22 protein-coding genes are annotated in these 22327 nt (G+C 52.1%); 13 read left to right on the top strand and 9 right to left on the bottom strand.

The genetic code is table 11. The annotated features are described in order from the left end of the window. The 5 genes from G9409_RS10315 to G9409_RS10295 all read left to right on the top strand — a co-directional run. On the top strand, nucleotides 1-2119 hold a 2119-nt coding region (locus G9409_RS10315), incomplete at its 5' end, for a beta strand repeat-containing protein (RefSeq protein WP_208019712.1). Between the two features lie 105 nt (nucleotides 2120-2224). After that, nucleotides 2225-2740, top strand: coding sequence for a bifunctional adenosylcobinamide kinase/adenosylcobinamide-phosphate guanylyltransferase (cobU, locus tag G9409_RS10310; RefSeq protein WP_166808678.1), 516 nt, complete (start codon nucleotides 2225-2227; stop codon nucleotides 2738-2740). Nucleotides 2741-2930: 190 nt separating this feature from the next. After that, nucleotides 2931-3995, top strand: a complete 1065-nt coding sequence (cobT, locus tag G9409_RS10305) for a nicotinate-nucleotide--dimethylbenzimidazole phosphoribosyltransferase (RefSeq protein WP_166808677.1) — start codon at nucleotides 2931-2933, stop codon at nucleotides 3993-3995. Beyond that, complete coding sequence (cobS, locus tag G9409_RS10300; protein WP_166808676.1) at nucleotides 3995-4753, top strand: adenosylcobinamide-GDP ribazoletransferase; 759 nt, start codon at nucleotides 3995-3997, stop codon at nucleotides 4751-4753. The genes cobT and cobS overlap by 1 nt, the downstream gene beginning before the upstream one ends. 33 nt (nucleotides 4754-4786) lie before the next feature. Then, on the top strand, nucleotides 4787-5968 hold the full coding sequence (locus G9409_RS10295; RefSeq protein ID WP_166808675.1) for an iron-containing alcohol dehydrogenase: 1182 nt from the start codon (nucleotides 4787-4789) through the stop codon (nucleotides 5966-5968). A gap of 6 nt (nucleotides 5969-5974) precedes the next feature. Here G9409_RS10295 and G9409_RS10290 read toward each other — a convergent pair whose 3' ends face one another. Further along, complete coding sequence (locus tag G9409_RS10290; RefSeq protein ID WP_328700140.1) at nucleotides 5975-6337, bottom strand: SET domain-containing protein-lysine N-methyltransferase; 363 nt, start codon at nucleotides 6335-6337, stop codon at nucleotides 5975-5977. Nucleotides 6338-6674: 337 nt separating this feature from the next. Here G9409_RS10290 and G9409_RS10285 point away from each other — a divergent pair, with 337 nt between their 5' ends. The 5 genes from G9409_RS10285 to G9409_RS10265 all read left to right on the top strand — a co-directional run bounded on the left by G9409_RS10285 (nucleotide 6675) and on the right by G9409_RS10265 (nucleotide 12888). After that, a complete protein-coding gene (locus tag G9409_RS10285; protein ID WP_166808673.1) occupies nucleotides 6675-7139 on the top strand; it encodes a hypothetical protein in 465 nt (154 codons plus the stop codon). Between the two features lie 5 nt (nucleotides 7140-7144). Beyond that, entirely contained in the window at nucleotides 7145-7879 is a 735-nt protein-coding gene (locus G9409_RS10280; protein ID WP_166808672.1) for an ABC transporter ATP-binding protein, read from the top strand. Nucleotides 7880-7887: 8 nt separating this feature from the next. Then, on the top strand, nucleotides 7888-10254 hold the full coding sequence (locus G9409_RS10275; RefSeq protein WP_166808671.1) for an ABC transporter permease: 2367 nt from the start codon (nucleotides 7888-7890) through the stop codon (nucleotides 10252-10254). A 3-nt stretch (nucleotides 10255-10257) separates the two neighbouring features. Further along, nucleotides 10258-11421 carry an efflux RND transporter periplasmic adaptor subunit gene (locus tag G9409_RS10270; protein ID WP_166808670.1) on the top strand — a complete coding sequence of 388 codons (1164 nt, stop codon included), beginning with the start codon at nucleotides 10258-10260 and terminating at the stop codon, nucleotides 11419-11421. A 93-nt stretch (nucleotides 11422-11514) separates the two neighbouring features. After that, nucleotides 11515-12888, top strand: a complete 1374-nt coding sequence (locus G9409_RS10265) for a BaiN/RdsA family NAD(P)/FAD-dependent oxidoreductase (RefSeq protein ID WP_166808669.1) — start codon at nucleotides 11515-11517, stop codon at nucleotides 12886-12888. 234 nt (nucleotides 12889-13122) lie between these two features. Here G9409_RS10265 and G9409_RS10260 read toward each other — a convergent pair whose 3' ends face one another. The 6 genes from G9409_RS10260 to G9409_RS10235 form a co-directional block, all read right to left on the bottom strand. Continuing rightward, nucleotides 13123-14055: a hypothetical protein gene (locus G9409_RS10260; protein WP_166808668.1), complete on the bottom strand. Its 933-nt coding sequence runs from the start codon at nucleotides 14053-14055 to the stop codon at nucleotides 13123-13125. Between the two features lie 281 nt (nucleotides 14056-14336). After that, on the bottom strand, nucleotides 14337-14606 hold the full coding sequence (locus G9409_RS10255; RefSeq protein ID WP_166808667.1) for a sll1863 family stress response protein: 270 nt from the start codon (nucleotides 14604-14606) through the stop codon (nucleotides 14337-14339). Nucleotides 14607-14764: 158 nt separating this feature from the next. Further along, on the bottom strand, nucleotides 14765-16900 hold the full coding sequence (locus G9409_RS10250; protein ID WP_166808666.1) for an intermembrane phospholipid transport protein YdbH family protein: 2136 nt from the start codon (nucleotides 16898-16900) through the stop codon (nucleotides 14765-14767). Between the two features lie 111 nt (nucleotides 16901-17011). Beyond that, nucleotides 17012-17353 carry a YdbL family protein gene (locus G9409_RS10245; protein ID WP_166808665.1) on the bottom strand — a complete coding sequence of 114 codons (342 nt, stop codon included), beginning with the start codon at nucleotides 17351-17353 and terminating at the stop codon, nucleotides 17012-17014. 17 nt (nucleotides 17354-17370) lie between these two features. After that, nucleotides 17371-17574, bottom strand: a complete 204-nt coding sequence (locus G9409_RS10240; protein WP_166808664.1) for a YnbE family lipoprotein — start codon at nucleotides 17572-17574, stop codon at nucleotides 17371-17373. 32 nt (nucleotides 17575-17606) lie between these two features. Further along, a complete protein-coding gene (locus G9409_RS10235) occupies nucleotides 17607-18077 on the bottom strand; it encodes a DUF2141 domain-containing protein (RefSeq protein ID WP_166808663.1) in 471 nt (156 codons plus the stop codon). 223 nt (nucleotides 18078-18300) lie between these two features. On the opposite strand from G9409_RS10235, the gene G9409_RS10230 reads away from it, so the two are divergent. Both G9409_RS10230 and G9409_RS10225 read left to right on the top strand, forming a co-directional pair. Further along, the gene (locus G9409_RS10230) at nucleotides 18301-18609 is read left to right on the top strand and encodes a hypothetical protein (protein ID WP_166808662.1); all 309 of its coding nucleotides are present in this window, start codon (nucleotides 18301-18303) and stop codon (nucleotides 18607-18609) included. Nucleotides 18610-18614: 5 nt separating this feature from the next. Beyond that, nucleotides 18615-19193, top strand: coding sequence for a nitroreductase family protein (locus G9409_RS10225; protein ID WP_166808661.1), 579 nt, complete (start codon nucleotides 18615-18617; stop codon nucleotides 19191-19193). 27 nt (nucleotides 19194-19220) lie between these two features. On the opposite strand, the gene G9409_RS10220 is transcribed toward G9409_RS10225, so the two are convergent. Beyond that, the gene (locus tag G9409_RS10220) at nucleotides 19221-19673 is read right to left on the bottom strand and encodes a hypothetical protein (RefSeq protein WP_166808660.1); all 453 of its coding nucleotides are present in this window, start codon (nucleotides 19671-19673) and stop codon (nucleotides 19221-19223) included. A gap of 211 nt (nucleotides 19674-19884) precedes the next feature. On the opposite strand from G9409_RS10220, the gene murB reads away from it, so the two are divergent. Continuing rightward, nucleotides 19885-21495, top strand: a complete 1611-nt coding sequence (murB, locus tag G9409_RS10215) for a UDP-N-acetylmuramate dehydrogenase (RefSeq protein WP_166808659.1) — start codon at nucleotides 19885-19887, stop codon at nucleotides 21493-21495. 13 nt (nucleotides 21496-21508) lie between these two features. Here the strand turns inward: murB and G9409_RS10210 are convergent, their stop codons facing one another. Next, nucleotides 21509-22324 carry an FAD/NAD(P)-binding protein gene (locus tag G9409_RS10210; RefSeq protein ID WP_166808685.1) on the bottom strand — a complete coding sequence of 272 codons (816 nt, stop codon included), beginning with the start codon at nucleotides 22322-22324 and terminating at the stop codon, nucleotides 21509-21511. Between the last annotated feature and the right edge of the window lie 3 nt (nucleotides 22325-22327).

Genomic DNA, 22327 nt, shown 5'->3' with positions numbered 1-22327 from the left:
CAGTGCGAATGTCGTCGGAGCCAACAAGGTCACGGTAAGCGGTCTGTCGATAGGGAGCATAACGGGCACGAACAGTTCAGCGGCGAGTGACTACGTGCTGGACGCGACGAGCAAGGATGTGTCGGCGGTGATAACGGCGAAGTCGGTAACGCTGAGTGGCATGAAGACGTATGACGGGACGACGGGTCTGAGTGGGTCGGTAACGATAGGTGGCCTGTTGAGCGGCCAGACGCTGGGCTATAGCGGAGCGACGTCAAACAGTCCTAATGTATCGGATAACGGCACGAATTATATCAGTGCGATAACGTTGAGTGACGGAACGGGTCTTGCGAGTAACTATGCGTTGCCGAGCCTGACGGGTTACAGCGCGGGAGTGAACAGCGTGACGATCAATGCGGCAGCACTGACAGTAACGGGAAGCCTCACCGGAAGCAGCAAGAAAGTGTATGATGGTACAACTGTCGCTACGCTTACCTCTGAGAACTATCTGTTGAATGGTTTTGTGGGAAGTGAAGGCGCAACAGTTACCAAAACAACGGGAACATATGACAATAAAAACGTTGGCACAAACAAGACGATAACGGTTAGCCTCCTTTCCGGTGACTATCTCGCGACAGGCTCCACAAACCTCGGAAATTACACCTTGCCAACAACAGTGACAGGTGATATCGGAGAAATCACCAGGGCCAATCTTACAATTAGCGGTCTTTTGGCCTCCAACAAGGTTTATGATGCGACAACAGCAGCGACACTGACCGGTACGGCAAAGGTTACACCACTTGGAAACGATGTTGTGAGTGTAGGCGGCAGTGCGACGGGTACGTTTGCGGACAAGAATGTCGGGACCTCCAAAGCGGTAACGGTGAGCGGCAACACAATAAGCGGCACTGATGCCGGAAACTACACCCTCTTGCAGCAGAGCGGTCTTTCAGCTGATATTACAAAGGCCAATCTGACGGTTAGCGGTCTTTTGGCCTCCAACAAGGTTTATGATGCTACGACAGCAGCGACGCTGACCGGTACGGCAAAGGTTACACCGCTTGGAAGCGATGTTGTGAGTTTAGGCGGCAGTGCGACGGGTACGTTTGCGGACAAGAATGTCGGGACCTCCAAAGCGGTAACGGTGAGCGGCAATACAATAAGCGGCACTGATGCCGGAAACTACACCCTCTTGCAGCAGAGCGGTCTTTCAGCTGATATTACAAAGGCCAATCTGACGGTCACGGCTGGTGATGTGAGCAAGAAGTATGGTACGGTTCCTTCCTTAACCCTGTTCTCGATCAGCGGACTGATAGGCAGCGAAACAGTCGGCAGTGTAACGCTGACAAGCGCAGGGTCTGCTGCAACAGCATCGGTTGCAGGCAGTCCATACCCGATTACTCCAGGTAATGCCGAGGGAGGAACCTTCTCGCTGAGCAACTATACGGTCAGTTATGTAGACGGCAAGTTGCGGGTAGAGGATATTCCGCAGACTGTTATCCCGACTATCACGGTTACAATCAATGTCCCCAGTGTCGTTCCGGCAGGCATAACAACACAGTTCCCGACCGGTTCGATGTCGATTGGCAGGGCGCTTTCAAATTCAACGACTACGTCACTCTCTTTACCTTCTGTTACAACTGTAGCATCAGCGGGGACATCCGGTAGTGTTGTGCCGGAGAATAAAGCAACTGCCCCCACGAACACCGGGACGCAAAACAGCAGCGGCAACACCCTGACGGTTGCTGATACCGGAAGTACAACGGCTGTTACGAGCGGCAGTACGAACCAGGCTTCGGATATCAATCAGGCGAGTCTTCCTCTTGGCGGGACGGCATCAGCCGGCGAAACTCCGGCACCGTTTACGGGAGTGATCAATGTTTCTGTCGGAGGAAAGCTCGTTCGCCAGTCACAAAACGCTGTTATACCTCTGCCTGATAATGTTACGGCGGGTCTTTCAAAGGGGACGGGAAACGAGAAGGTTACCCTGGATAATGGAGCGCCTCTCCCGTCATGGCTTCAGTATGATTCCGGAAGCCGTTCTTTCAAAATCATCAGTCAGCCTGAGAAGTCTTTCAATATCAAGGTTCGGGTGCAGGATAAAAACAGGAGTTGGGAAGTGAATCTCTCCAGCTCCTGATCGGCTGATCAGCGGCAAAGAGTACAGGGAGTCATCAGGGTTATGGAGGTTAGTGGATCTGATCTTGAGCGTTATTCGATTAAATGTTAATTATATATATAGATAATGAGTAAGGTAATGTATGTCACGGGAGGGGCGAGGAGCGGCAAAAGCACATTTGCCCTGCAACTGGCTGCTGACTACCGGAACAGGGTGTTTGTTGCGACGGCTGAGCCGTTTGATGATGAGATGCAGCATCGTATCGGCAGGTATCAGGAGGAGCGGAGCAACCGGTTTATGACACTGGAGGAGCCCCTTTTTCCGCAGCGTGCTTTCCGGAATTTGCCTCTCGGCACCGATGTTGTTCTGCTCGACTGCCTGACGATGTGGACGCGAAATCTTACGCATCATTTGGAAGATCACCGGGCGATTGATGAGCAGATCGCGCATTTTCTTGATGTTCTTCGAAAGCCGCCCTGTGATGTTATTCTTGTATCAAAAGAGATAGGGATGGGTATAGTGCCCGAGAATGCAGTCTCCCGTCAATTCCGGGATGCAGCCGGTATGATAAACCAGAAGGTAGCCGCCATTGCCACAGAGGCATGGTTTCTCTGCAGCGGCCTCTCGGTTCGGCTGAAATAACGGCAAGGGAGAGTGCAGTGAAAAAGGGGTTGAAGTAATCTCAAGAGCATGGCAGTCAAAAAGGAGGGGCTTACGCCGCCTCCTTTTTTTTTGTATCTTGTCCGGCACTTCAGGACATGAACACAGTACACTCTGTTTGAAGCTGTAAAGAACAGTACCACAGAACAACGTAAATCGAGTGATATATCCTATGCATAACGAGTTGCTGCAACTGTTGACCGCTATCCATCCTGCTGATCCGGCGCTCAGAGCCCCGGCGCAGGCACATCTTGATGACCTTACCAAACCCCAGGGGAGTCTTGGCCGACTTGAGGAGATTGCCCTGAAATATGTGCTGGCGACAGGCAAGCTTGATCCGGAGCTTTCAAAAAAGAAAATCTGTTGTTTTGCCGCCGATCATGGGGTTGCTGCGGAAGGTGTTTCGGCTTTTCCGGCAGAGGTGACTCCCCAGATGGTCTACAATATGCTCAACGGCGGAGCAGCGATCAATGTGCTTTCACGTCATGCAGGTGCTGATCTGGCGGTTGTTGATATGGGTGTCAATCATGACTTTCCGGACACACCGGGGCTTCTGAAATACAAGGTTAAACCGGGGAGCGCCAACATGGCATCAGGTCCGGCCATGAGTGAGGAGGATACTTTGCTGGCATTGCTTCGCGGAGCTTCAATAGCTGGCGATGCTCATGAAGCGGGTTATCATCTTCTTGGAACCGGAGAGATGGGTATTGCCAACACTACTCCGGCTACCGCACTCTACTCTGTTCTTCTCGATGTTCCGGTTGAGAGCATAACCGGCAGGGGAACCGGTATTGATGATGAACGGCTCCAGCATAAAAAAGAGGTTATCCAGAGGGCTCTTGTGATCAACGCCGACCGTTGCACAACACCATTCGAAACGCTTGCTGCACTCGGCGGTTATGAAATTGCCGCCATCACCGGTTTTATTCTCGGGGCTGCCTCCCTGAAACTGCCTGTTGTGGTTGACGGCTTTATTTCGTCAGCAGGAGCCGTTGTTGCTCTTAAACTCTGCCCGGCAGTAGACGACTACCTGTTTTTCAGCCATACCTCCAACGAGCAGGGGCACAGGGTTATCATGCAGAAGCTTGGCGCAAGGCCGATTCTTGATCTCGATCTCCGGCTTGGCGAAGGAACCGGTGCCGCTTTGGCCATGCAGGTTATCGAGGCATCCGTTAAAATCTATAAAGAGATGGCAACCTTCAGTTCGGCAAAAATCAGTGAAAAAAGCAAAGCCTGATGTTGAGCGCTTTTGTTTCAGCCCTCAGAACACTGACGGTTTTTTCTGTTCCCGGACGCGATACCGACAGCTTCAGCAACACCCTTTTCTGGTTTCCCGTTGTCGGGCTTCTGCTCGGTGTGCTGCAGGCGCTGCTCGGCTATGCAGGCCATCTCTCTGGATGGAATGAACTCGCGGCCGCACTTGTCGTGTTCGGTGGAGTTATTCTGACCAGAGGGATGCATCTTGACGGGCTTGCCGATCTCTCGGACGGCTTCTGGGGCGGCCGAACCAGAGAGTCGGCATTGAGGATCATGAAGGATCCGAATGTCGGTTCCTTTGGCTCCATTGCGCTCTCTATGCTTCTGCTTCTCAAATGGATTGCCGTGCTTAAACTCGTTGAGTTCGGAGCCTTCACCTTTATTGCTGCAGGAGTGCTCCTTGCCCGTCTGATGCAGGTGGGTCTGGCTTCGCTGCTCCCTTATGCCCGCAGTGAGGGCGGCACAGCCCAGGCTTTTGTGACCGGTGCCGGATGGATGCATATTTTAGTCGCACTGCTGCTTACCCTTCTTTTTCTTTTCCCGCTTCTCCATCAGGATATGCTTGCGCTGCTTGCCTTGCTTGCAGCCGCAATTGCGGCAGGGGGGATGACCGGCCTATTGAGCTATAAAAAAATCCAGGGGGTTACGGGCGATGTGCTGGGAGCCGCCAGCGAGTTGACCGAGCTTTTTGTCTGGATTTCGGCGGCACTCTACCTGCTGTTGAGTGGAAACGGGTGATACCTTTTTTCAAAACCTCAAGGTACTGTCCAGATGAGTGAACAGGATTTTTCTCTTCTTCCGCTTCCGGCCATTCACTTTGGAGCGGGCCGGTTTTCTTCGCTTGCTCAGCATATCGCTCCATTCGGCAGAACAATTCTGGTTGTTACCGGCTCGCATGCTCTCCGGCACTCCGGTCATTTGAGTGAGCTCATTGAAAGCCTTCAGCAGAGCGGGTTGAGGGTACACCATCTTGCTGTTGATCGGGAGCCATCTCCTGAACTGGTCAACCATGCGGTTTCCAGATTCAGGGACTGTTCCGTGGACGCTGTTCTTGCCATCGGGGGTGGCAGTGTTCTGGATGCAGGAAAGGCAATTTCGGCAATGCTGCTCCAGACTCTTCCGGTTGAGCTGTTCATAGAGGGGCAGGAGGCCTTTACCGCTCATGACGGCAGGAAGGTTCCCTTTATAGCCGTTCCCACAACCTCCGGCACCGGCAGCGAAGTAACCAATAATGCCGTAATCAGCAGGGTCGGAGCCGGAGGCTTCAAACGCTCCCTTCGCCACAGGGCGTTTGTACCCGATGTTGCCCTGATCGATCCGGAACTCATGCTCACACTCCCGGAAGAGATGACCGCCGCGTCAGGAATGGATGCCTGCACCCAGCTGATTGAAGCATTTACATCGCCATTTGCCTCACCATACACCGATGCCCTGGCATGCAGCGGTCTCGAACGGTTCAGCCGGTCATTTCCGGGAGTTTGCACTGATCGCGCTCTTGATAGCAGTGCAAGGGGAGATATCGCCTGGGCAGCCCTCCTCTCCGGTATCGTGCTTGCCAATGCCGGTCTGGGAGTTGTGCACGGATTTGCTTCATCGGTAGGCGGACTTGTCAACATACCGCACGGCACTCTCTGTGCAACACTTCTTCTTGAGGCAACCAGAGAGAATATTGCCGCCCTGCGTCTGGTTGATCCCGGCCATCCTGTTCTGCATAAATATGCCAGAGCGGGAGCCCTGCTCTCAGGTTCTGCACATGGTGACGTTCATTCCGGATGTGAAAAGCTGCTTGAGAGACTTGAGGCCTGGCAGGAGCAGCTCCGCTTTCCTCGCCTGAGTCGTTACGGTCTGGAGAGCCTTGATATTGATCATATTGTCAGTATCACCCGATGCAAGAGCAATGCCGTACAGCTTGATGAGGCGGCAATGAAGCGGATTCTCTTAAAACGCATCTGACCTCGATTACGTTGATACCTGACGGGTTGCCCACCACTCGTCGCCGTAATTGTAAAAGAGCTCCTCACCCTTTTCAATATCGCGCAGTGCATAAAGTATCATTTCAGGTCCAATATCGGTCTGCTCCAGATAGTAGGCAACATTGGGTGTGAACGAGTGGTTAAAAAGCATACCGTTACCCATCACCACGAGGCGTGAGTTCTCCCGGCTCCCGTAGAATACGTAGTTCAGAAGCTCTCCACCGATATCTTTGTCCGTTACCTCAAGTGCCGGGCAGCGCTCAATCACCGCACCATCCATAATCTTTTTAGAAGCAAACGCACCCCGTCCGCTGACGCTTGAGGCTCCAATGGTAACATTGTGCTTCATGGATTGCTTCCCTCTTTTATTAAAATACCGGCTGATCAAAAAACCGGAGAGTATACCTGTACTGAACAGTAGAGCTGTAAGAATGGTGGAATTGAGATCCATAGGTATATATCGTTGTAGTTATGCATGTTACAAAAATTCGGCATAATTATGCAGTTTCAGCTTGCATGCAATTCGCTTTGTTTTTTAAATCTAATATGCATAGCAGTAAAAATATCGGATTTCACTGCTCATGAACCGGAGCAGGTTTTGTATTTTATTGAACACGGTAGTCTTCGTCCAGATCGCTTACACAGGTGCGGCTTTCAATAATCCAGGGCACTGTTCAGGGGATGTCATGAAAAGAGTAGTGATCACCTTTCTTCTTTTGTTGCTTCTTTGCGGCAGAGCTTATGCAGCAAACTATGCCAAAATCGAGCTGAGGGATATCCAGGGCATGTTCGGAGGTCAGGAGCTGACGTTCAAGTCCAACGGCGAAATTCTGACGAGAATAGTCAAGCCATTCAAAAACAGGCTTTACGAAAAGAGATATTCCGGTCGTCTGAATTTTCCGGAAACAGTCGCCGATCTTGACCTTCCCCAACTTGAGCACTACCAGGAGACCGTGAGGGAGGGTATGCCTGATGAGTCACGTCCCACAATCAGAGTAGCAATGAAAAACGGTGATGAACGGGTATACTCTAAATGGGCGGAAGAGTCAGAAGAACATTTTGACCGGGTCTACAAACGACTTTTAAAGCTGGTTCGTTCAAAAACCGGACGACTGGTTTACAGCGGTTACTGGTCCGGACCTTCAAAATAATGGTTATGCACGCCGAAAGTTCTGATAGTGGTGAACCACCGGCGGTACTCCGCATCAGCGATCTTTCAAAATCATACATCATGGGAGAGGTGCAGGTCGATGCACTCAAACATGTCTCCCTTGATTTTTATGCCGGAGAGCTCGCAGTGCTGCTTGGCGCTTCCGGCAGTGGCAAATCAACCCTTCTCAACATTATCGGCGGTCTCGACACTCCCTCGTCAGGCAAACTGTTTTTTCATGGTCGTGAAATTACCGCCGCTACGGAAGCGGAGCTGACGGCCTACCGGCGACGCTCAATAGGCTTTGTTTTCCAGTTCTACAATCTGATTTCAAGCCTCTCCGCACTTGAAAACGTGCAACTGGTTACCGAGATTGCTGAAAATCCGATGAAGGCAGATGAGGCGCTTCGTCTGGTTGGGCTGGGTGACCGGCTGAACCATTTTCCCGCGCAGCTTTCCGGAGGGGAGCAGCAGCGGGTGGCTATTGCAAGGGCTGTAGCCAAGCGGCCGGAACTGCTTTTATGCGATGAGCCGACCGGAGCGCTTGATTTTCAGACCGGGAAGCTGGTTCTTGATGTCATTGAAAATGTCAACCGTGAACTCGGCACAACAACCCTTGTCATTACCCATAACGCATCCATCGCCGGTATGGCCGACCGTGTCGTTCGCCTTCGAAGCGGGGAGGTTTCCGAAGATCGCAGGAACCTGACCCGGGTATCCCCGTCGGAACTTGTCTGGTAGAGGCCGGGATGAAGCAACTTCAGAGAAAACTGCTGCGCGATCTATTGCGTCACAAAGGTCAGATGCTCGCTGTGGCGGCTGTTGTTGCTTGCGGTATCTCCGTGTTTGTCTCCATGAGCAGTGTGAAATATTCGCTTGAGGCCTCCCGTGAGCGCTACTACAGCCGATTTCGCTTTGCCGATGTGTTTCTGCAGGTCAAGAGCGCACCGGAATTTTATCGGGAGACGGTGAGCCGTATTCAGGGTGTAGCATCAGTCACAACCCGTATCACAACGGACGTCACGCTTGATGTTCCGGGTCTTGATGAGCCGGCAACCGGACGGCTGGTCTCAATTCCCGAGTATCGTGGAACACTTGTTCTGAACGATGTTTTTCTTAAAAAAGGACGCTACATTGAACCGGGAAAGCCTGAAGAGGTGATCGCCAGCAAGCCCTTTCTTGAAGCCAACAAGCTTGAGCCGGGCGACCGTATCGGTGCGGTGATTAACGGGCATAAAAAGGAGCTGCTCATCGTCGGTATGGGCCTCTCACCCGAATATATCTACGAGGTTCAGCCCGGGGCCTTTTTCCCTGACAAACGGCGGTTCGGCGTTTTCTGGATGAGCCGCAAGGCACTCGAATCTGCACTTGATATGACCGGAGGTTTCAATGACCTCTCGCTTACGCTGGCTCATGGAGCATCGGAAAAAGATGTTATCATGCAGCTCGACAACCTTTTCCGGCGATATGGTTCCCTCGGGGCATACGGGAGGAGCGAACAGCTCTCCGACCGCTTCATTGTCGACGAAATCAAGCAGGTCGGCATCCAGATAACCTTTCTTCCCCTGGTTTTTCTTGCTGTTGCCGTATTTCTGCTCAACATTGTGCTTCGTCGCATCGTCGCCACCCAGCGTGACCAGATAGCTGTGCTCAAAGCAATGGGGTACTCAAATGAAGATGTCGGTCTGCACTACCTCGGTTTTGCCCTGATTCCTGTTGCTGTTGGTGCCGTTGCCGGCACAGCTCTCGGTGCCTGGCTCGGCCGTAATCTGATGAACATCTATGCTGATTTCTATAATTTTGCCGAACTGGTCTATTACTTCCGAATCGAGGATGTGGCCCTTTCGGTCATTCTGAGCTTCAGCGCGGCTCTTTTCGGTGCACTTGGTGCAGTCCGCAGTGCCGTCATGCTGCCTCCGGCCGAAGCGATGCGTCCCGACTCTCCGGTTATCTACAAACCGGGTCTCTTTGACCGTGAACCGCTTCGTCATAAAATGCCGGTACCGGTCAGGATTATTGTCCGGAACCTTGAGCGGCATCAATGGAAATCAGCGCTGTCGGTGCTCATGATCTCTCTTGCCGTTGCCATTCTTATTGCCGGTCGTTACACCTACGATGCGGTCGACAGGATGGTTCAGGTGGAGTTCAGCCGGAAACACCGCGAGGATGTTACGGTTATTTTCAATGATCCCATGCCCCCTTCCATAGCCTATAATTTTGCATCCCTGGACGGAGTTCTTGAACAGGAGTTCTACCGTGAAGAACCGGTCAGGATGCGTTTTTTTCATCGATCCCGCCGTCAGTCCATCAAGGGTCTGGAGTCGGCAGAGGGGTTGCAGCGGCTGGTTGACAAATCAAACCGGCAGGTCATCCTCCCGCAAACCGGCATACTCCTGACCAAAACCCTCGCGGAGATTCTCGGCGTAAAGCCGGGAGAGAGGATGCAGATTGAGTTTCTGCAGGGAAAACAGCTCCATCGGGAGGTTCTTGTCAGCGGCACTATCGATGAGATACTCGGCCTTTCAGCGTACATGAACATTGCGGAGCTGAACCGGCTTGCAGGAGACGGAGGTGCCCTGAATGCCGCATATCTGCGGATCGATCAGTTAAAGGGAGCGCAACTCAATACCACCTTTAAAAAAATGCCAAAAGTTGCCGGCATCATGATGCTCAAAGCGCTCAAAGAGAGTTTCGATGAGCTGATAGCAAGAAGTATGACCACCTCCACGATTATTCTTACCTCATTTGCCTGTGTGCTTGCCTTTGCCGTGGTCTACAACGGAGCGCGTATTTCGCTTTCCGAACGGGCACGTGAACTCTCAAGCCTGCGGGTGCTCGGCATGACCAAAGGCGAGATATCGTTTATTCTGCTCGGCGAACAGGCACTTCTTACTCTTGCCGCCATACCGGTCGGTTTTCTGATCGGTATAGCGCTCTCCGCACTTCTTGCCCGTGCGCTCAGTTCCGAGCTCTACCGGCTTCCTTATGTTTTCAGCGCCTATAACTTTCTGTTTGCTTTTATTGTTATCGTCATTGTTTCGTTTCTCTCCGCTCTTGCGGTAAAAAAACGACTGACATCGCTCGACCTTGTAGAGGTATTAAAAACAAGAGAATAGATTATGACCTTATCGAAAACACAGAGAATTGCAGGGCTCTCGCTTGCTTCGGTTGCTCTCATCCTTTTTTTTGTATTCAGACCCTCTCCGCTTCCCGTTGATACCGCGGTTGTCCGTCGCGGAGCCCTGCAGGTGACGCTTGACGGTGAAGGTGTGACGCGCGTAAACGACCGGTATGTTCTTGCCGCTCCGGTAACCGGAAAGCTTTTGAGAATGACCATCCAGGAGGGCGACAGTGTCCGCAAAGGCAGTGTGCTTGCCTCACTTCTTCCGCCCGAACTTGACTCAAGAGCCGGGCAGGAAGTGGCGGCAAAAGCCGAAGCCGCCCGTGCTGTATTTGTTGAAGCGAATGCACGTCACCGTCGTGCTTTGCTCACTCGTGAACAGGCAGACCGCCGCGCTGTGCGTTACCGGAACCTCAAGCAGGAGGGTGCCGTTTCACTTGAAGCCGCTGAACTTGCTGCGAGTGAGGCGGCAATTGCCCGCAAAGAGGCCGAAGCCGCCGGAGCGGCAGCAACAGCTGCCCGTTACAGCCTAAATGCGCTTCAGACTTTTACCAGCAGTCAGATATCAGGAAAGCCTTTGGCGGTGATCTCACCTGCTGATGGACGGGTACTGCGAATCCATGAAAAGAGTGAGAGGCTCATCACTGCCGGATCTCCGATTGTCGATATCGGCGACCCTTCGGCAATCGAAATTGTCATTGACGTGCTCTCAAGTGATGCCACAAAGGTGCGTCCCGGAAACCGTGTTGTGATTACCGCATGGGGTGGCCGGAAGGATCTGCAGGGAGTGGTGAAAAGCATAGAACCTGCGGCATACACCAAAGTCTCTGCACTCGGCATCGAGGAGAAACGGGTCAATATTGTAGCACTCCTGAATGCGTATGAACCGCTTCTCGGCGATAATTTCCGTGTTCAGGCGGAGATTGTTCTCAGTGAAGCAAATAATGTGCTCCAGGTGCCTGTAAGCGCCCTTTTCAGGGGAAAGGATGAGTGGCACCTCTTCGTCATTGATGGAGGCAAAGCTGTCGAGAAGGCCGTCAGGATCGGCATGCGTGGGACCTATCAGGCCGAGCTGCTCTCCGGGCTCAGGGAGGGGGAGCAGGTCGTTGTGCATCCCACCAATGAACTTCGTGACGGCATGAGGGTAAAGATCCAGGAGTAGCTCCCGGTGGAGTGTTGTACACCTCGTTTGCAATGAACTTTCATCTCAAAAAGAACACTTGCACATTCCCCCTGCCGGTGTAACTTTACCCCCATGAAAAAAACTGCACCAGTAAAGGAGAGAGAGCGAACCCCAATCGCCTCTCACAGCTCTATTATCATTATCGGAGGGGGTGCCTCAGGGTTGCTGGCCGCCGTTTCGGCGAGGCGGGCCGCCGAAGATGCCGGTATCGGCACTGAAGCCTGTACCATCACCCTGCTTGAGCGCAACCCCCGTACCGGAACAAAACTCAGACTCTCCGGCGGAGGCAAATGTAATGTCACCCACGAGGGCAGCCCGCAAGAGCTTCTTGAAAAAGGGTTTATCCGGCGCAATGAACAGCGTTTTCTGCGCCATGCCTTGTACAGTTTTACCAGCAGTGACCTTCTTCAGCTGCTGCTTGCACGAGGTGTTGCCACCGAGGTGAGAGCCGACGGAAAGGTGTTTCCCGAAAACGGGGAAGCCTCAACGGTAGCGATTGCTTTTGAGGAGCTGCAGCGGATCTCGTCGGTAGTTGTGCACACCTCCTGCAGAGTCAAAAGTGTTCAGCAGAGGGATGGCCTGTTTCAGGTCAGAAGTGCAGCTACACTGTTCACTTCAGATGCCCTGATTCTGGCTACCGGCGGTGTTTCATACTCCGGAACAGGAACAACCGGAGACGGTCTTGCGATTGCAAAGGCATTCGGTCATGCGATCATGGCACCTTCGGCCGCACTCACTCCGGTTTACACCATCAAGCCTCCTCCGGCCTCTCTTGCAGGAGTTGCCCTGCGTTCGGCCGGACTTGTCGCATCCGGGGGAGGCCGGAGTGTCGAACGGCGAGGAGATCTGCTCTTCACCCATCGCGGTTTCAGCGGGCCTGCGGCGCTCTCGCTTTCACGCGATATTGCAGAGCTTATGCGGGAGTCGGGCAGCTGCCAGCTTTTTGCCGATCTTTTTCCTGATCATACTACTGCAGAACTCGAACAGTTTCTGCTTCGCCAGACCAAAAAAAATGGCGCACAGATGGTGCGCAAATTCCTGCAGATCTGCCCGATAGCGCCGCCCGAGGGAGCATTCGGCACGGCACCCCACGGTACTATACCTACCGCTCTTGTGCCCTCGATCATGCGTCATGCCGCCATTCAGAGTGAGGTGACCTGGAGTATACTTCCAAAAGAGAAACGGCTCGCATTGCTTGCTGTGCTGAAGCGCTTTCCGCTTGGAAGCGTTCGTGAAACGGTGCTTGATCAGGGTGAGGTATCGGCCGGCGGTGTTTCACTTGCAGAGGTGAACCCGAAGAGCATGCAGTCACGGGTCATGCCGAAGCTGTTTTTATGCGGTGAACTGCTCGACTATGCCGGAGAGATCGGAGGCTACAACCTCCAGGCAGCATTTTCAACCGGTTGGATGGCCGGCCAGAATGCGGTGAAGAGTTTAAAATTCTGAATTTTATAGGTCCTATAAGTCCCATGAGACCTATAGGACCTATAAACAATAATACCAAAGGGCAAAGACGCAGGTTTGCAACTGCAACAATGCGGAATTCAAAATTCCCTCTGTTTTTTCATGTCGATCAACGAGAGACATCTCCTTTTACGAAAAGCAGATCCTTCCTTTCAGTTCGGGATGACATCGAAAAAACCCATTCAACATTCAGAATCCAAAATCCAAAATCTCTTTTTACCCGCAGGAGTAGAGGGGTTCTTTGGTTACGCTGTCCATCTGCATGATGGCAAAACGGCTTTTTTCCAGATCGAAGGAGAATTCCGGATTGTCGTGAAAAACAACAGCGCTCTTTTCGAATCGAACTTTCATCGGCACGCTTACCTTGCGTTCATCACCGCACACGTTGTTTTTTACTCCGGGCCGAAAAAGTTCACTGCCGGAACCCGGTATTGAAACCTCTACGGCATGATCAACCGTACTGAGGGCTTCAACCGATCCATCCACCGAGAGCTGGACGGAGTTTATATCGCCATGAATGCCGTTCGGCTCGTTATCGTAAGCAGTCAGTATGCCGATTGGCGTCGGGATATCAATTTTTTTAAGCGGCTCAAACGAGCGTATTTCGCCCGATTCATAGAAAGCCAGTCCCGTCCGGATTGTGATCTCTCCAACCGGGGTTGCCACCTTGAGGGTTTGACCGGGCCAGAGGGTTATGCTTTTCAGTGCACCGCCCTCATAAAACTGCAGGGCAATGATTTTCGCGGTCAGCTCTCCTGCAGGTGAGCTGAAGGTAATTGGGTCGGCAAGGGCAAACTCGTTTTTCCATGACCAGAATCCACTCAGCTTTCCGTCAAGGGGAAAGATCCGCTTGATGCTGCCGTTTTTGTGAAAGGTGACCAGTTCTGCAGGGATAGCTCCAACTGGTGTTTCAAGCATGGTTTGTGACTGCAGTGCTATCGATTTGAGCGAGCCGTCCTTGTAGAAGTACATCGGTTTTACCGCTCGCCGTCCCATATCCTCTGCTTCATACTGGGGAACAAGGGTGCCGTAGGGCGTTGTCAGGGTGTTGGGCTCTGTGACAAGACAACCGTCCATCTTGCCGTTTGAAAAGAGAGTGCGGAACTCCACTCCCGAAAGATCTCCGTACAGAGTATTTACGCTGCTCATGATTACTGCTGTATTAAAAGGGTTGTCTGGATCACTTCGTCTGCATGCTTTTATTAAAGCAATAACCGTGCCGTAAAAAGTATGATCTTTTAACTATAATTATTACAAATAATTATGAGCTGTGACCCGGACGGCTGATGCGGATAAATTCATACATATTTGTAGAATCTCTATCAACTGCTACTCATTTGTAGAAAACAGGATTCTAATGATCCTTTTTATGGCGGATCACCCGGGCGATTATGCGCAATACTCCCGGAATCTCTTTCCGGCTCAGGGTTTCAGAACTTCGATTTTGCTTTTTTGAACGCCTTTTTCAGGTCGGTCATCGCCCTTTCAGCACCGTATTTAACTTCATTCCACGCCTCCTCGCTGCTGTGCATAAGATCGGTTGCTTTTGTCGAAGCTGCTTCCCGCTGATGCTTTACGGTTTCGATATGCTGCTTGAGGTTCTGTGTGATTTTTTCCGCTTTCTTTTCAAGCTTTGCGATATCGCGGTCCCACGCCTTGAGCTGGCGGTCGAACTTGCTGATGAATAGTTTCCGTTCCATAGTGCCGGGGTTTGGTTTGATTAGCCTGCATCAACACATTACCTTTCAACAACAGTTTCAGGAGCTTCTTCGTTTTGTTTTGTCTGTCAGTGAGGAGAATAACGGAGGGAAAAGTGAAAATCTTCAACTTCTGACGAAGCTGAAGAGGAGTGGGGCAGCTATTTTTTCTGCATTTTCAGTGCTTTCTCCGAAATCATCTCTTCGACATTTGAAGAGATGGAGAGACTTCGCATGAGTTCAAGCAGATTCTGTTCGACATTGAGATTCAACTCCACCGCCCGTCCATTCTGAAAATCGGGATTGTTCCCCTTGAGCTGGACAGCAATGACAGACTTGCCGTCAGGGGTCATGCTTAATGATGAATTCAAATGCACATAAAGAAAGTTTGAAAGCGCCTCATAGGTTGTGCGCAGCCCCTGGTTGGCGGCAGCCCGCTCCTCCGCAGTCGAGGCATAGATGATCTGACCGTTCTGTTCGGCATTCATTCCTCCATTTCGAATTTCAAACAACTCATTCTTTAAGGCAATGGGGATGTCGCCCTGGATCGTACCGGTTGCAAAAATCTTTTTCGTTCCCTGGAGATCCAGCAGTTTCTGCAGGGGAATATTGTTCACGTGAAGGGTGGTTTCCGCGCTTTTTTTTGCCATATCGTAGTCGACGCGTGCGATAGAGAGCGAACCGTCAAGCAATCCCGAACTGAAGTCAGTCAGTGATACAATATCAGGATGAAGCCTGTTCTTCCAGAGGGTAATCGTTCCAAGAGGAGCAATCAGCAGCAGCTCTCCTGATGATGTTTTCCGGTCGAGGCGGCTGAGTTTAAAGCGGATGGTGAGACTTCCATCAAGCGAGCGGGTGAGCACGATATCAGGCTCCGCAAAAGTGTAGCTTGCATCGGGGTTTGCACCGCTGAACATGCGTTCCTCTGTGGATTGCTTTTTGCGGGGAGTTGTAATGGTTACTTTTCCTCCTCCCGATGAGTAGAGCCGGGCGTTGCTGATGGCAAAGCGAGATTTTTCGATGGTTATCGGCACTACTCCGCTGATGGAGCCATGAAGTGATCCCTTGAAATCGCCGTGCAGTTTTACCCGTTCAAGAGCTTTGATATTGTTCAGTTTGATGGTGAATCGGCTGCTTCTGGTTGATGGATCGAAACTGAAGGGTGTTGAGGAGATTTTTCCTCCGAGCAGTGTTGCCGACATGCTTCGAATTGCAAGTCCTGAAAGTTTTTTGTTGCTGCTGTTAAGTTTTATGGTTGCGTTGAGCTCATGCAGAAGCTTGTCGCCCCCTTTGGCGTCGCCGATATCAAAAGAGAAGAGGGCTCTCTTCTCTTTGCTGTAGAAGATGATCCGGGAGCCTTTTGTGGCCGCAAGCGCAGCATTTCTGACGGTTACTGTCGAGTCCTGAAACTCGATAGGCAGTGATCCGCTTACCCTGCCGCTGGCGGCAGGGGTTTTGCTTCCGCCCCGGTCAAAACCCGGAAGTCCGGTGAGCGGAATTTCTGCCAGAGAGAGGGTAAAACTGGTCTTTTTATCCTTAAGGTCGTAATCGATTTTCTGTGATGAAGCCTGCCACTCAAAGAGGTCAACGGAGCAATTGCTGAGCGTCAGCGTGCAGGGTTTGAGCGGATCCCGCCTGGAGCCGAAAAGGGCCGTGAAGTTACTGATTGGCGAAGCTGTACCGTCACTGTAGAGAGCTGCAACACGGAGCGTATCCACGGCCTGCTGCCACTTTCCCCCTTCACTGAGTTTTACCCTGTAGTTTACTCCTTCCAGTCGAAGCTTTTCACGACCTGCCTTCCCATCAATTACCGGGTAGGAGAGAGAGAGCGGTGTGATGGAGAGCCCCCGGCTTCGGGAGGCTTTTATCCTGGCGGTTATCCGGGGAGTTCTGTCACTGAATACAAAAAGCTCGGGATTGGTGCCCAGAGAGAGAGAGTCAGCCAGCAGGGAGATCTCGGTATCAACATTGTCCGGTATGAACCCCCATGATGCTGGGCCGTATGTGAGCACGGGATGAAAAGAGAGCCGGCCGTTAATGAGTGAGAGAGTGAAGGTTATCGGCTCATCGCTGCACCCGTCCGGAGGGGGGGTAAACGAGGCTTTCAACTGGCGGAATCCCAAGCCAGAGAGGCCGGGAGATGTAAGACCGGAAAGTTCAATCCGGAACGGTTTTCCTTCCAGAGCCCGGTTGAGCAGCAATGGCACCACAAAGGGAAAAGAGAACCATGCTGCCACCGGCAGGAGTACCAGCAGCAGAAGGAGAAAAACAAGCGTGCCTGGCAGCCATTTTTTCACGGACAGAAAATTTTATGGGTGCGTCGCTCTTAATTGATTCCGCAGTACGATTCCGTTATCGGTTCCGATACGTCGTTATCCGGACAATGAACAGCGATACCCATGGGTTGTTTACTTTTTTACCCAGTTGCCCCTGACCTGAACCCACGTACCTGCCGGAAGCCGTGAGTAGATTTTTTCGTACATCATGGCACCGACGACATCAAGCGTCAGGTTGTTCTGTGCTGCAACTTTTGCATACTCTGCGCGGCGGGAGTTGTTGATGGTGGTAATCAGCTCCTGAGCAGCAGATGAGGCTCCGGGAGGAAGGGCAAGCAGCCCGTTATCCACCTCTCCGGCAAGACCGCTGGATCGGGCAGTTTCAAGGTCAAGCGCATATGCCGGGAGGGTAATGCTGAGCGCAAGCATGATCAAGAGGGCTGTTTTGGACGCAATTCGCTGTATGGTTCTCATGGTTGTGTTCCTCCGGGTTAGAATAATCCTTTTTTGGTGTCAAGCAGGTTGTCCAGTTCACGGTCAACTCTGATTCTGATTTCGTGATCGATTTTTATGTTCATGTTGATCACAATGGGTTTATCGGGAGCTTCAACTTTTACCGTCGGGCTGCACGCACTCAGGAGTGCAGCTGAAGTAAAAGAGAAGAGGGTTAACAGACGGATGGTTGATTTCTTCATTACGGTTCCTTTTGTTAAGGGTAACTCTGCGGTTAGAAATAGTTCATTGAAATACTCAACTCAAGCTTTGAGGTGTCAAGCGAAAAAAGTGCTTCACTGAATGATGGCGGACCACGCCTGATTTTAGGGTTGTTTGAAACACCGAACCCCTCATTTGGAATGCCGATAAAGTTCTTGTCCATTCTGCCGTTGCTGTTTTCATCGTGCAGCACACTTACGGCATAGGATCCGTAGGGGATATTTTCAAATGTGGCGTCAATTGAGGAACTTCCGTTTTTACATACTTTTGTTGCAAAGGCGCAATCAGGTTTGTCGGGAAAGCCTCTCTTGGTGGTATAGAGTGCAAAGCCAAGCATGCCGTCGGGATTTTTAAGCCCCTTGATATGAACGGTGATTGAGCCGGTCTGATATATCGCTGAGCTTGCCGGAACTACATTTTCTGCAACCAGCGGCTTCGTTGCCGGCAAAAGCAGGAGGAGTGCAAGCGGGAGAGCTGTCTTCATGAGGTTCCGAACGGTTTTGGTGATTGCACGTCCGGCAGCATATCCGGAGTATTCCGCAATATCGTTATTTGTAAAGCAAAGTACAAGAGCTGATAAATGGCCCAGCCTGCAGAATACCACTCCGGAGTGCTGAACGCTTTTTATCACTCTTTTCAGGGAGGTAAAACTATTAAATCTTCGCACTCGTTTAGAGAAAACTGTCAACCATTAACCGGAGAAAACGATGACCACTGAAGTTAAAAACTATCACATTCTTCTCTATGGCTCTCCTGAAGGGTACCAGACAAACCGTGCCCAGATTGCACTCTACGGGCCAGACGGAGCTGTCGCCGGTTACATAAGGTTCAATGATCCGGGGATGCTTTTTGAAAATGACAGCCAGTCCGGAAGCACTATTTTCATGCATCTGCCATCTTCCATGTTTCAGAGTGTGCTTGACGTGCTGCGAAACGAAAAACCGGTCTATATCTATTTTGCCCAGGGGAGAGGTTTTCTTTCGACATCAACCGAGCCGGTGGGAGAGGGGGAGTAACCAAAATGACCAGAGATATGAACAATACCATAGAAACAATTCTCAGGCGACGGAGTATCCGCGCTTACGAGCCGCGGCAGCTTGAAGAAGATGCGCTGAACACCATTCTCCAGGCAGGGCAGTATGCTCCGAGTGCCATGGGCCAGCAGCCATGGCATTTTACGGTAATAGAGCATCACGACAAGCTTGAAACCTTTCAGAGGGCCTGCAAAAATGTTTTTCTCTACTCTGACAATGCAGCACTCCGCGAAACGGCAGCCAAGGATGGTTATCATGTCTTTTACCATGCGCCGATGCTTCTCATCATCTCCGCCGACAGCTATGCCGTTGCTCCCCGGGAGGATTGTGTGCTCGCCATGGAAAATATGCTGCTTGCTGCCGCCTCCCTCGGTATCGCTTCCTGCTGGGTCCATTCACCCCTCATCCTCTACCAGAGTGACGGTGGTCCCCAGACTTTTGCTGAAATCGGCGTGCGGTTCCCGGAGGGTCATCAACCCTATGCTTCAGCTGTTTTCGGCTACAGTGCCCAGCCCTGGCCGGATGCCGCACCAAGAAAACCCGGCACGGTTACCCGGATAGCGTGAACGGTTACCCCTCTGCCTGTTCACCGTTCACTTCTCGGGGTCAAGAGGCAGGGAGAGATTGCCCGGTATCATCTCGTCGATATTGCTGACAGGAATGAAAAAGCGGTTCATCGGTGTATTTTCAGTCCTGCTGTGCAATATTCCCCGAGTCGCACCTGAAGTGAGTGTTGCGAGATGGCCGGCAAAGTTTTTTGGAAGCGTTAAAAAGCCATCCTTTTCGCTGCAGAAAAGGTTCCAGGATTCAGGGTCAATGGCAAAGACACATCCGGCTTCAATGGTGATGAAGGGGATATTCTCCTGGTGAAAGGTGGTTTTAAAGAGCACTTTAAGCAGGTTCTGGCTGCTCTGTATGCCAAAATCGAGACCGGCACTCATGGTTACCGGTTTTTCCTCACTATAGAGATCCATAGAGAGATCAAGCTGCTCCGTTGTAATCTGGACAAGAGCAAAATTAACCTGTCGGCTGTTGTTTTCAGGCATGGTGTTTCTTTAAGGTGTGCTGATGCTGGTAAGGAACAGTTCGCTCTTTTTGCTGAGCGGGAGGAAAATATGGAATATATCTGAAAGTGCTCTTTATTTGTTTTCCTGCTGACGATTATAACGGTTGGATTGCTGAATTCTTTCTGTATGGTTATGTTATTATCCAAAGTCCGGCGTGCCCTTGTAATGATTTCTACCGATCGCTCTTTCCATGCGTGAGTTAATCCTGCCCTCTTTTTTCGAATCCAATGTCCCTCTCCGGGAGCGGGGCTATTATGCCATTGGCGGCACTGCCCGTTTTCTTGCCCGGCCAGAAAGCATCGCTGATCTTGCCGCGCTTCTCTTCTGGAACCGCGAGCACCGGCTACCTCTTGCCATTATGGGAAAAGGGAGCAACATCATCTTTTCCGATGAGGATTTTCCCGGGATTGTACTCTCTCTTGAAGGGATGCAGAGGATCATCTGGCTCTCTGACGAGGAGCTCCTCTGTGAAGCGGGAGCAGACAACACCCTTATTGCCGAAGAGCTGCTGAAAAGCGGAAGGAGCGGCGGGGAGTGGCTCTACCGTCTTCCCGGTCAGATAGGATCAACCGTCAGAATGAATGCCCGCTGTTTCGGCGGCGAAGTTTCTGCGATCACCGCAGGGATTCTGACGCTCTCGCTGGACGGCCGGCTCTCCTGGAAGCCGCCCGAAGAGGTCTTTCACGGCTACAAGCATACCGCCCTGATGGAGAACCCGGAAATGGTAATTGCTGTTTTGCTTCGTTTTTCCGCACAGAACCCGCAGGAGGAGATCCGGCGTCAGATGCAGGCGCATGAGTTGGAGCGGGATCACAAGCATCATTTCGATTATCCGAGCTGTGGCTCCACCTTCAAGAACAACTATGAGGCCGGTCGATCAAGCGGCAGGATTTTTGAGGAGCTCGGCTTCAAGGGAGCAGTTGAAGGCGGGGCCATGGTCAGCCGGCATCATGCCAACTTCATCTACAATACGGGAGGGGCAACGGCTGTTGATGTGCTCCGGTTAGCCTCGCGCATGAAATCCGCTGCCCTGGAGCAAGCCGGTATCAGGCTCGATCTTGAAGTGCAGTGCATCGGACGTTTTGAGCAAACGCTGCTTGACTCCTGCGGTGTCGACTGTAAGCCGGACCGGAGTGATCCCGCTAAAGGGTGGGCCGGACTTCTCTACTGCCCGGATGATGATGATCCTTTACCGCCGCACTTTCCCCGGACTCTCCTCAACGGGCCGCTCGTCGGCTACTCCGCTCTTGATCGGGAGCTGCCTGCCACGGCTTTTGTTGCGGTGACTCAGCTCCGTTCACTTGCCGATGGAGCCTCCGATCCCGAAGCTCCCTTTCTCCGCTGGACAACCATGCACACCGATTCAGCGCTCTTTGCCTGTAAACCGCCCTTAACCAGCCATGGAGGCACTTTTGTTGACGGTTTGTGGCAGTACGGGGTCTCCGAACTCTTTATCGGTGATGGGGGTGCCGGAGAGGCATATCTTGAATTTGAAATGACTCCGGAAGGGCACTGGGTGGCGCTACGATTTGAGGGGCCGAGAAAAAGGGCGGCGGGGTACACCGAACTCTCGGCGGATCCATGGATGCGTACAATGACGATGGTAAACGATGAGGGGAGCTTTGGTATGGAGTTCAGCTACACACTGCTTCAGCCCTTTATTTCAGAAGGAAGACTCTCCCTGCAGTGCTGTATGTCGACGGGGAGGGGGGAGTACGGACTCTTTCCCTGGTGGAACAATCCGAAAAAACCGGCCGATTTTCATCAGCCGGACCGGTTTTTCAGGGTAATGCTCTGTTGATTTGCTTTTACGGTTACAGATCAGCTGCCGGCATGCGGGAGACCTCTTCAGCCGTGAATACCGGTCCCTCCTTGCAGACATAGATCGAACCGACATTGCAGCGGCCGCATTTGCCGAGTCCGCACTTCATGCGGTTTTCAAGGGTTGTATAGACATTTGACTCATCAAAGCCGAGCTTTTTGAGCGATATCAGGGTGAACTTGATCATGATGGGCGGCCCACAGAGCACGGCAACACAGTTGTCGGGCGATGGGGCAGCCTCTTCAAGCACGGTCGGCACAAAACCGATACGATGCTTCCAGTCGGGCGACTCTCCACCCGGATCGACCGCCAGTACCAGCTCCACATCGTCGCGCTGCATCCACTCCTCAAGTTCATGCTTGTAGACCAGATCAGCTACAGTGCGGGCGCCATAGACAATGGTTACCTTGCCGAATTTCTCGCGCTGGTCAAGGCATGACCAGATAACGCTTCTGGTGGGAGGAAGGGCAATTCCTCCAGCAATGAAGAGCAGGTTCTTGCCGTAGAACTCCTCAAGCGGAAAGCGGTTGCCGTAAGGCCCCCGGAAGGTTACAAGGTCGCCGATATCGGCGCGTGCAAGCGCCGAGGTTACTCTTCCCGACTCACGGAAGGTGCACTCGATGTACTCCTTGCGGGTCTCCGGACTTGCCACGCAGAAGGTGCTCTCACCCTCTCCGTAAACACCGTAGAGCCCGAACATGCCGGTACGGTAGGTCTCCTTGAAGAGCTCATGATCGGCCGGGTCCTGAAACTCCAGCTTCATGGTTCTTACGCCGGGCGCTTCGTCGTGGCGGTCGACGATTTTCATGGT

Origin of the sequence: Candidatus Chlorobium masyuteum (genome assembly GCF_011601315.1) — a bacterium.
GTDB classification, from domain to species: domain Bacteria; phylum Bacteroidota; class Chlorobiia; order Chlorobiales; family Chlorobiaceae; genus Chlorobium; species Chlorobium masyuteum.
The sequence above is the reverse complement of the archived record's forward strand: the minus strand, read 5'-3'. Positions and strand labels throughout refer to the sequence as shown.

Bases quoted from the DNA above. Each gene is read 5' to 3' on its own strand.
- cobU (WP_166808678.1), top strand. From the start codon at position 2,225: ATGAGTAAGGTAATGTATGTCACGGGAGGGGCGAGGAGCGGCAAAAGC.
- cobT (WP_166808677.1), top strand. From the start codon at position 2,931: ATGCATAACGAGTTGCTGCAACTGTTGACCGCTATCCATCCTGCTGAT.
- cobS (WP_166808676.1), top strand. From the start codon at position 3,995: ATGTTGAGCGCTTTTGTTTCAGCCCTCAGAACACTGACGGTTTTTTCT.
- G9409_RS10295 (WP_166808675.1), top strand. From the start codon at position 4,787: ATGAGTGAACAGGATTTTTCTCTTCTTCCGCTTCCGGCCATTCACTTT.
- G9409_RS10290 (WP_328700140.1), bottom strand. From the start codon at position 6,337: ATGAAGCACAATGTTACCATTGGAGCCTCAAGCGTCAGCGGACGGGGT.
- G9409_RS10285 (WP_166808673.1), top strand. From the start codon at position 6,675: ATGAAAAGAGTAGTGATCACCTTTCTTCTTTTGTTGCTTCTTTGCGGC.
- G9409_RS10280 (WP_166808672.1), top strand. From the start codon at position 7,145: ATGCACGCCGAAAGTTCTGATAGTGGTGAACCACCGGCGGTACTCCGC.
- G9409_RS10275 (WP_166808671.1), top strand. From the start codon at position 7,888: ATGAAGCAACTTCAGAGAAAACTGCTGCGCGATCTATTGCGTCACAAA.
- G9409_RS10270 (WP_166808670.1), top strand. From the start codon at position 10,258: ATGACCTTATCGAAAACACAGAGAATTGCAGGGCTCTCGCTTGCTTCG.
- G9409_RS10265 (WP_166808669.1), top strand. From the start codon at position 11,515: ATGAAAAAAACTGCACCAGTAAAGGAGAGAGAGCGAACCCCAATCGCC.
- G9409_RS10260 (WP_166808668.1), bottom strand. From the start codon at position 14,055: ATGAGCAGCGTAAATACTCTGTACGGAGATCTTTCGGGAGTGGAGTTC.
- G9409_RS10255 (WP_166808667.1), bottom strand. From the start codon at position 14,606: ATGGAACGGAAACTATTCATCAGCAAGTTCGACCGCCAGCTCAAGGCG.
- G9409_RS10245 (WP_166808665.1), bottom strand. From the start codon at position 17,353: ATGAGAACCATACAGCGAATTGCGTCCAAAACAGCCCTCTTGATCATG.
- G9409_RS10240 (WP_166808664.1), bottom strand. From the start codon at position 17,574: ATGAAGAAATCAACCATCCGTCTGTTAACCCTCTTCTCTTTTACTTCA.
- G9409_RS10235 (WP_166808663.1), bottom strand. From the start codon at position 18,077: ATGAAGACAGCTCTCCCGCTTGCACTCCTCCTGCTTTTGCCGGCAACG.
- G9409_RS10230 (WP_166808662.1), top strand. From the start codon at position 18,301: ATGACCACTGAAGTTAAAAACTATCACATTCTTCTCTATGGCTCTCCT.
- G9409_RS10225 (WP_166808661.1), top strand. From the start codon at position 18,615: ATGACCAGAGATATGAACAATACCATAGAAACAATTCTCAGGCGACGG.
- G9409_RS10220 (WP_166808660.1), bottom strand. From the start codon at position 19,673: ATGCCTGAAAACAACAGCCGACAGGTTAATTTTGCTCTTGTCCAGATT.
- murB (WP_166808659.1), top strand. From the start codon at position 19,885: ATGCGTGAGTTAATCCTGCCCTCTTTTTTCGAATCCAATGTCCCTCTC.
- G9409_RS10210 (WP_166808685.1), bottom strand. From the start codon at position 22,324: ATGAAAATCGTCGACCGCCACGACGAAGCGCCCGGCGTAAGAACCATG.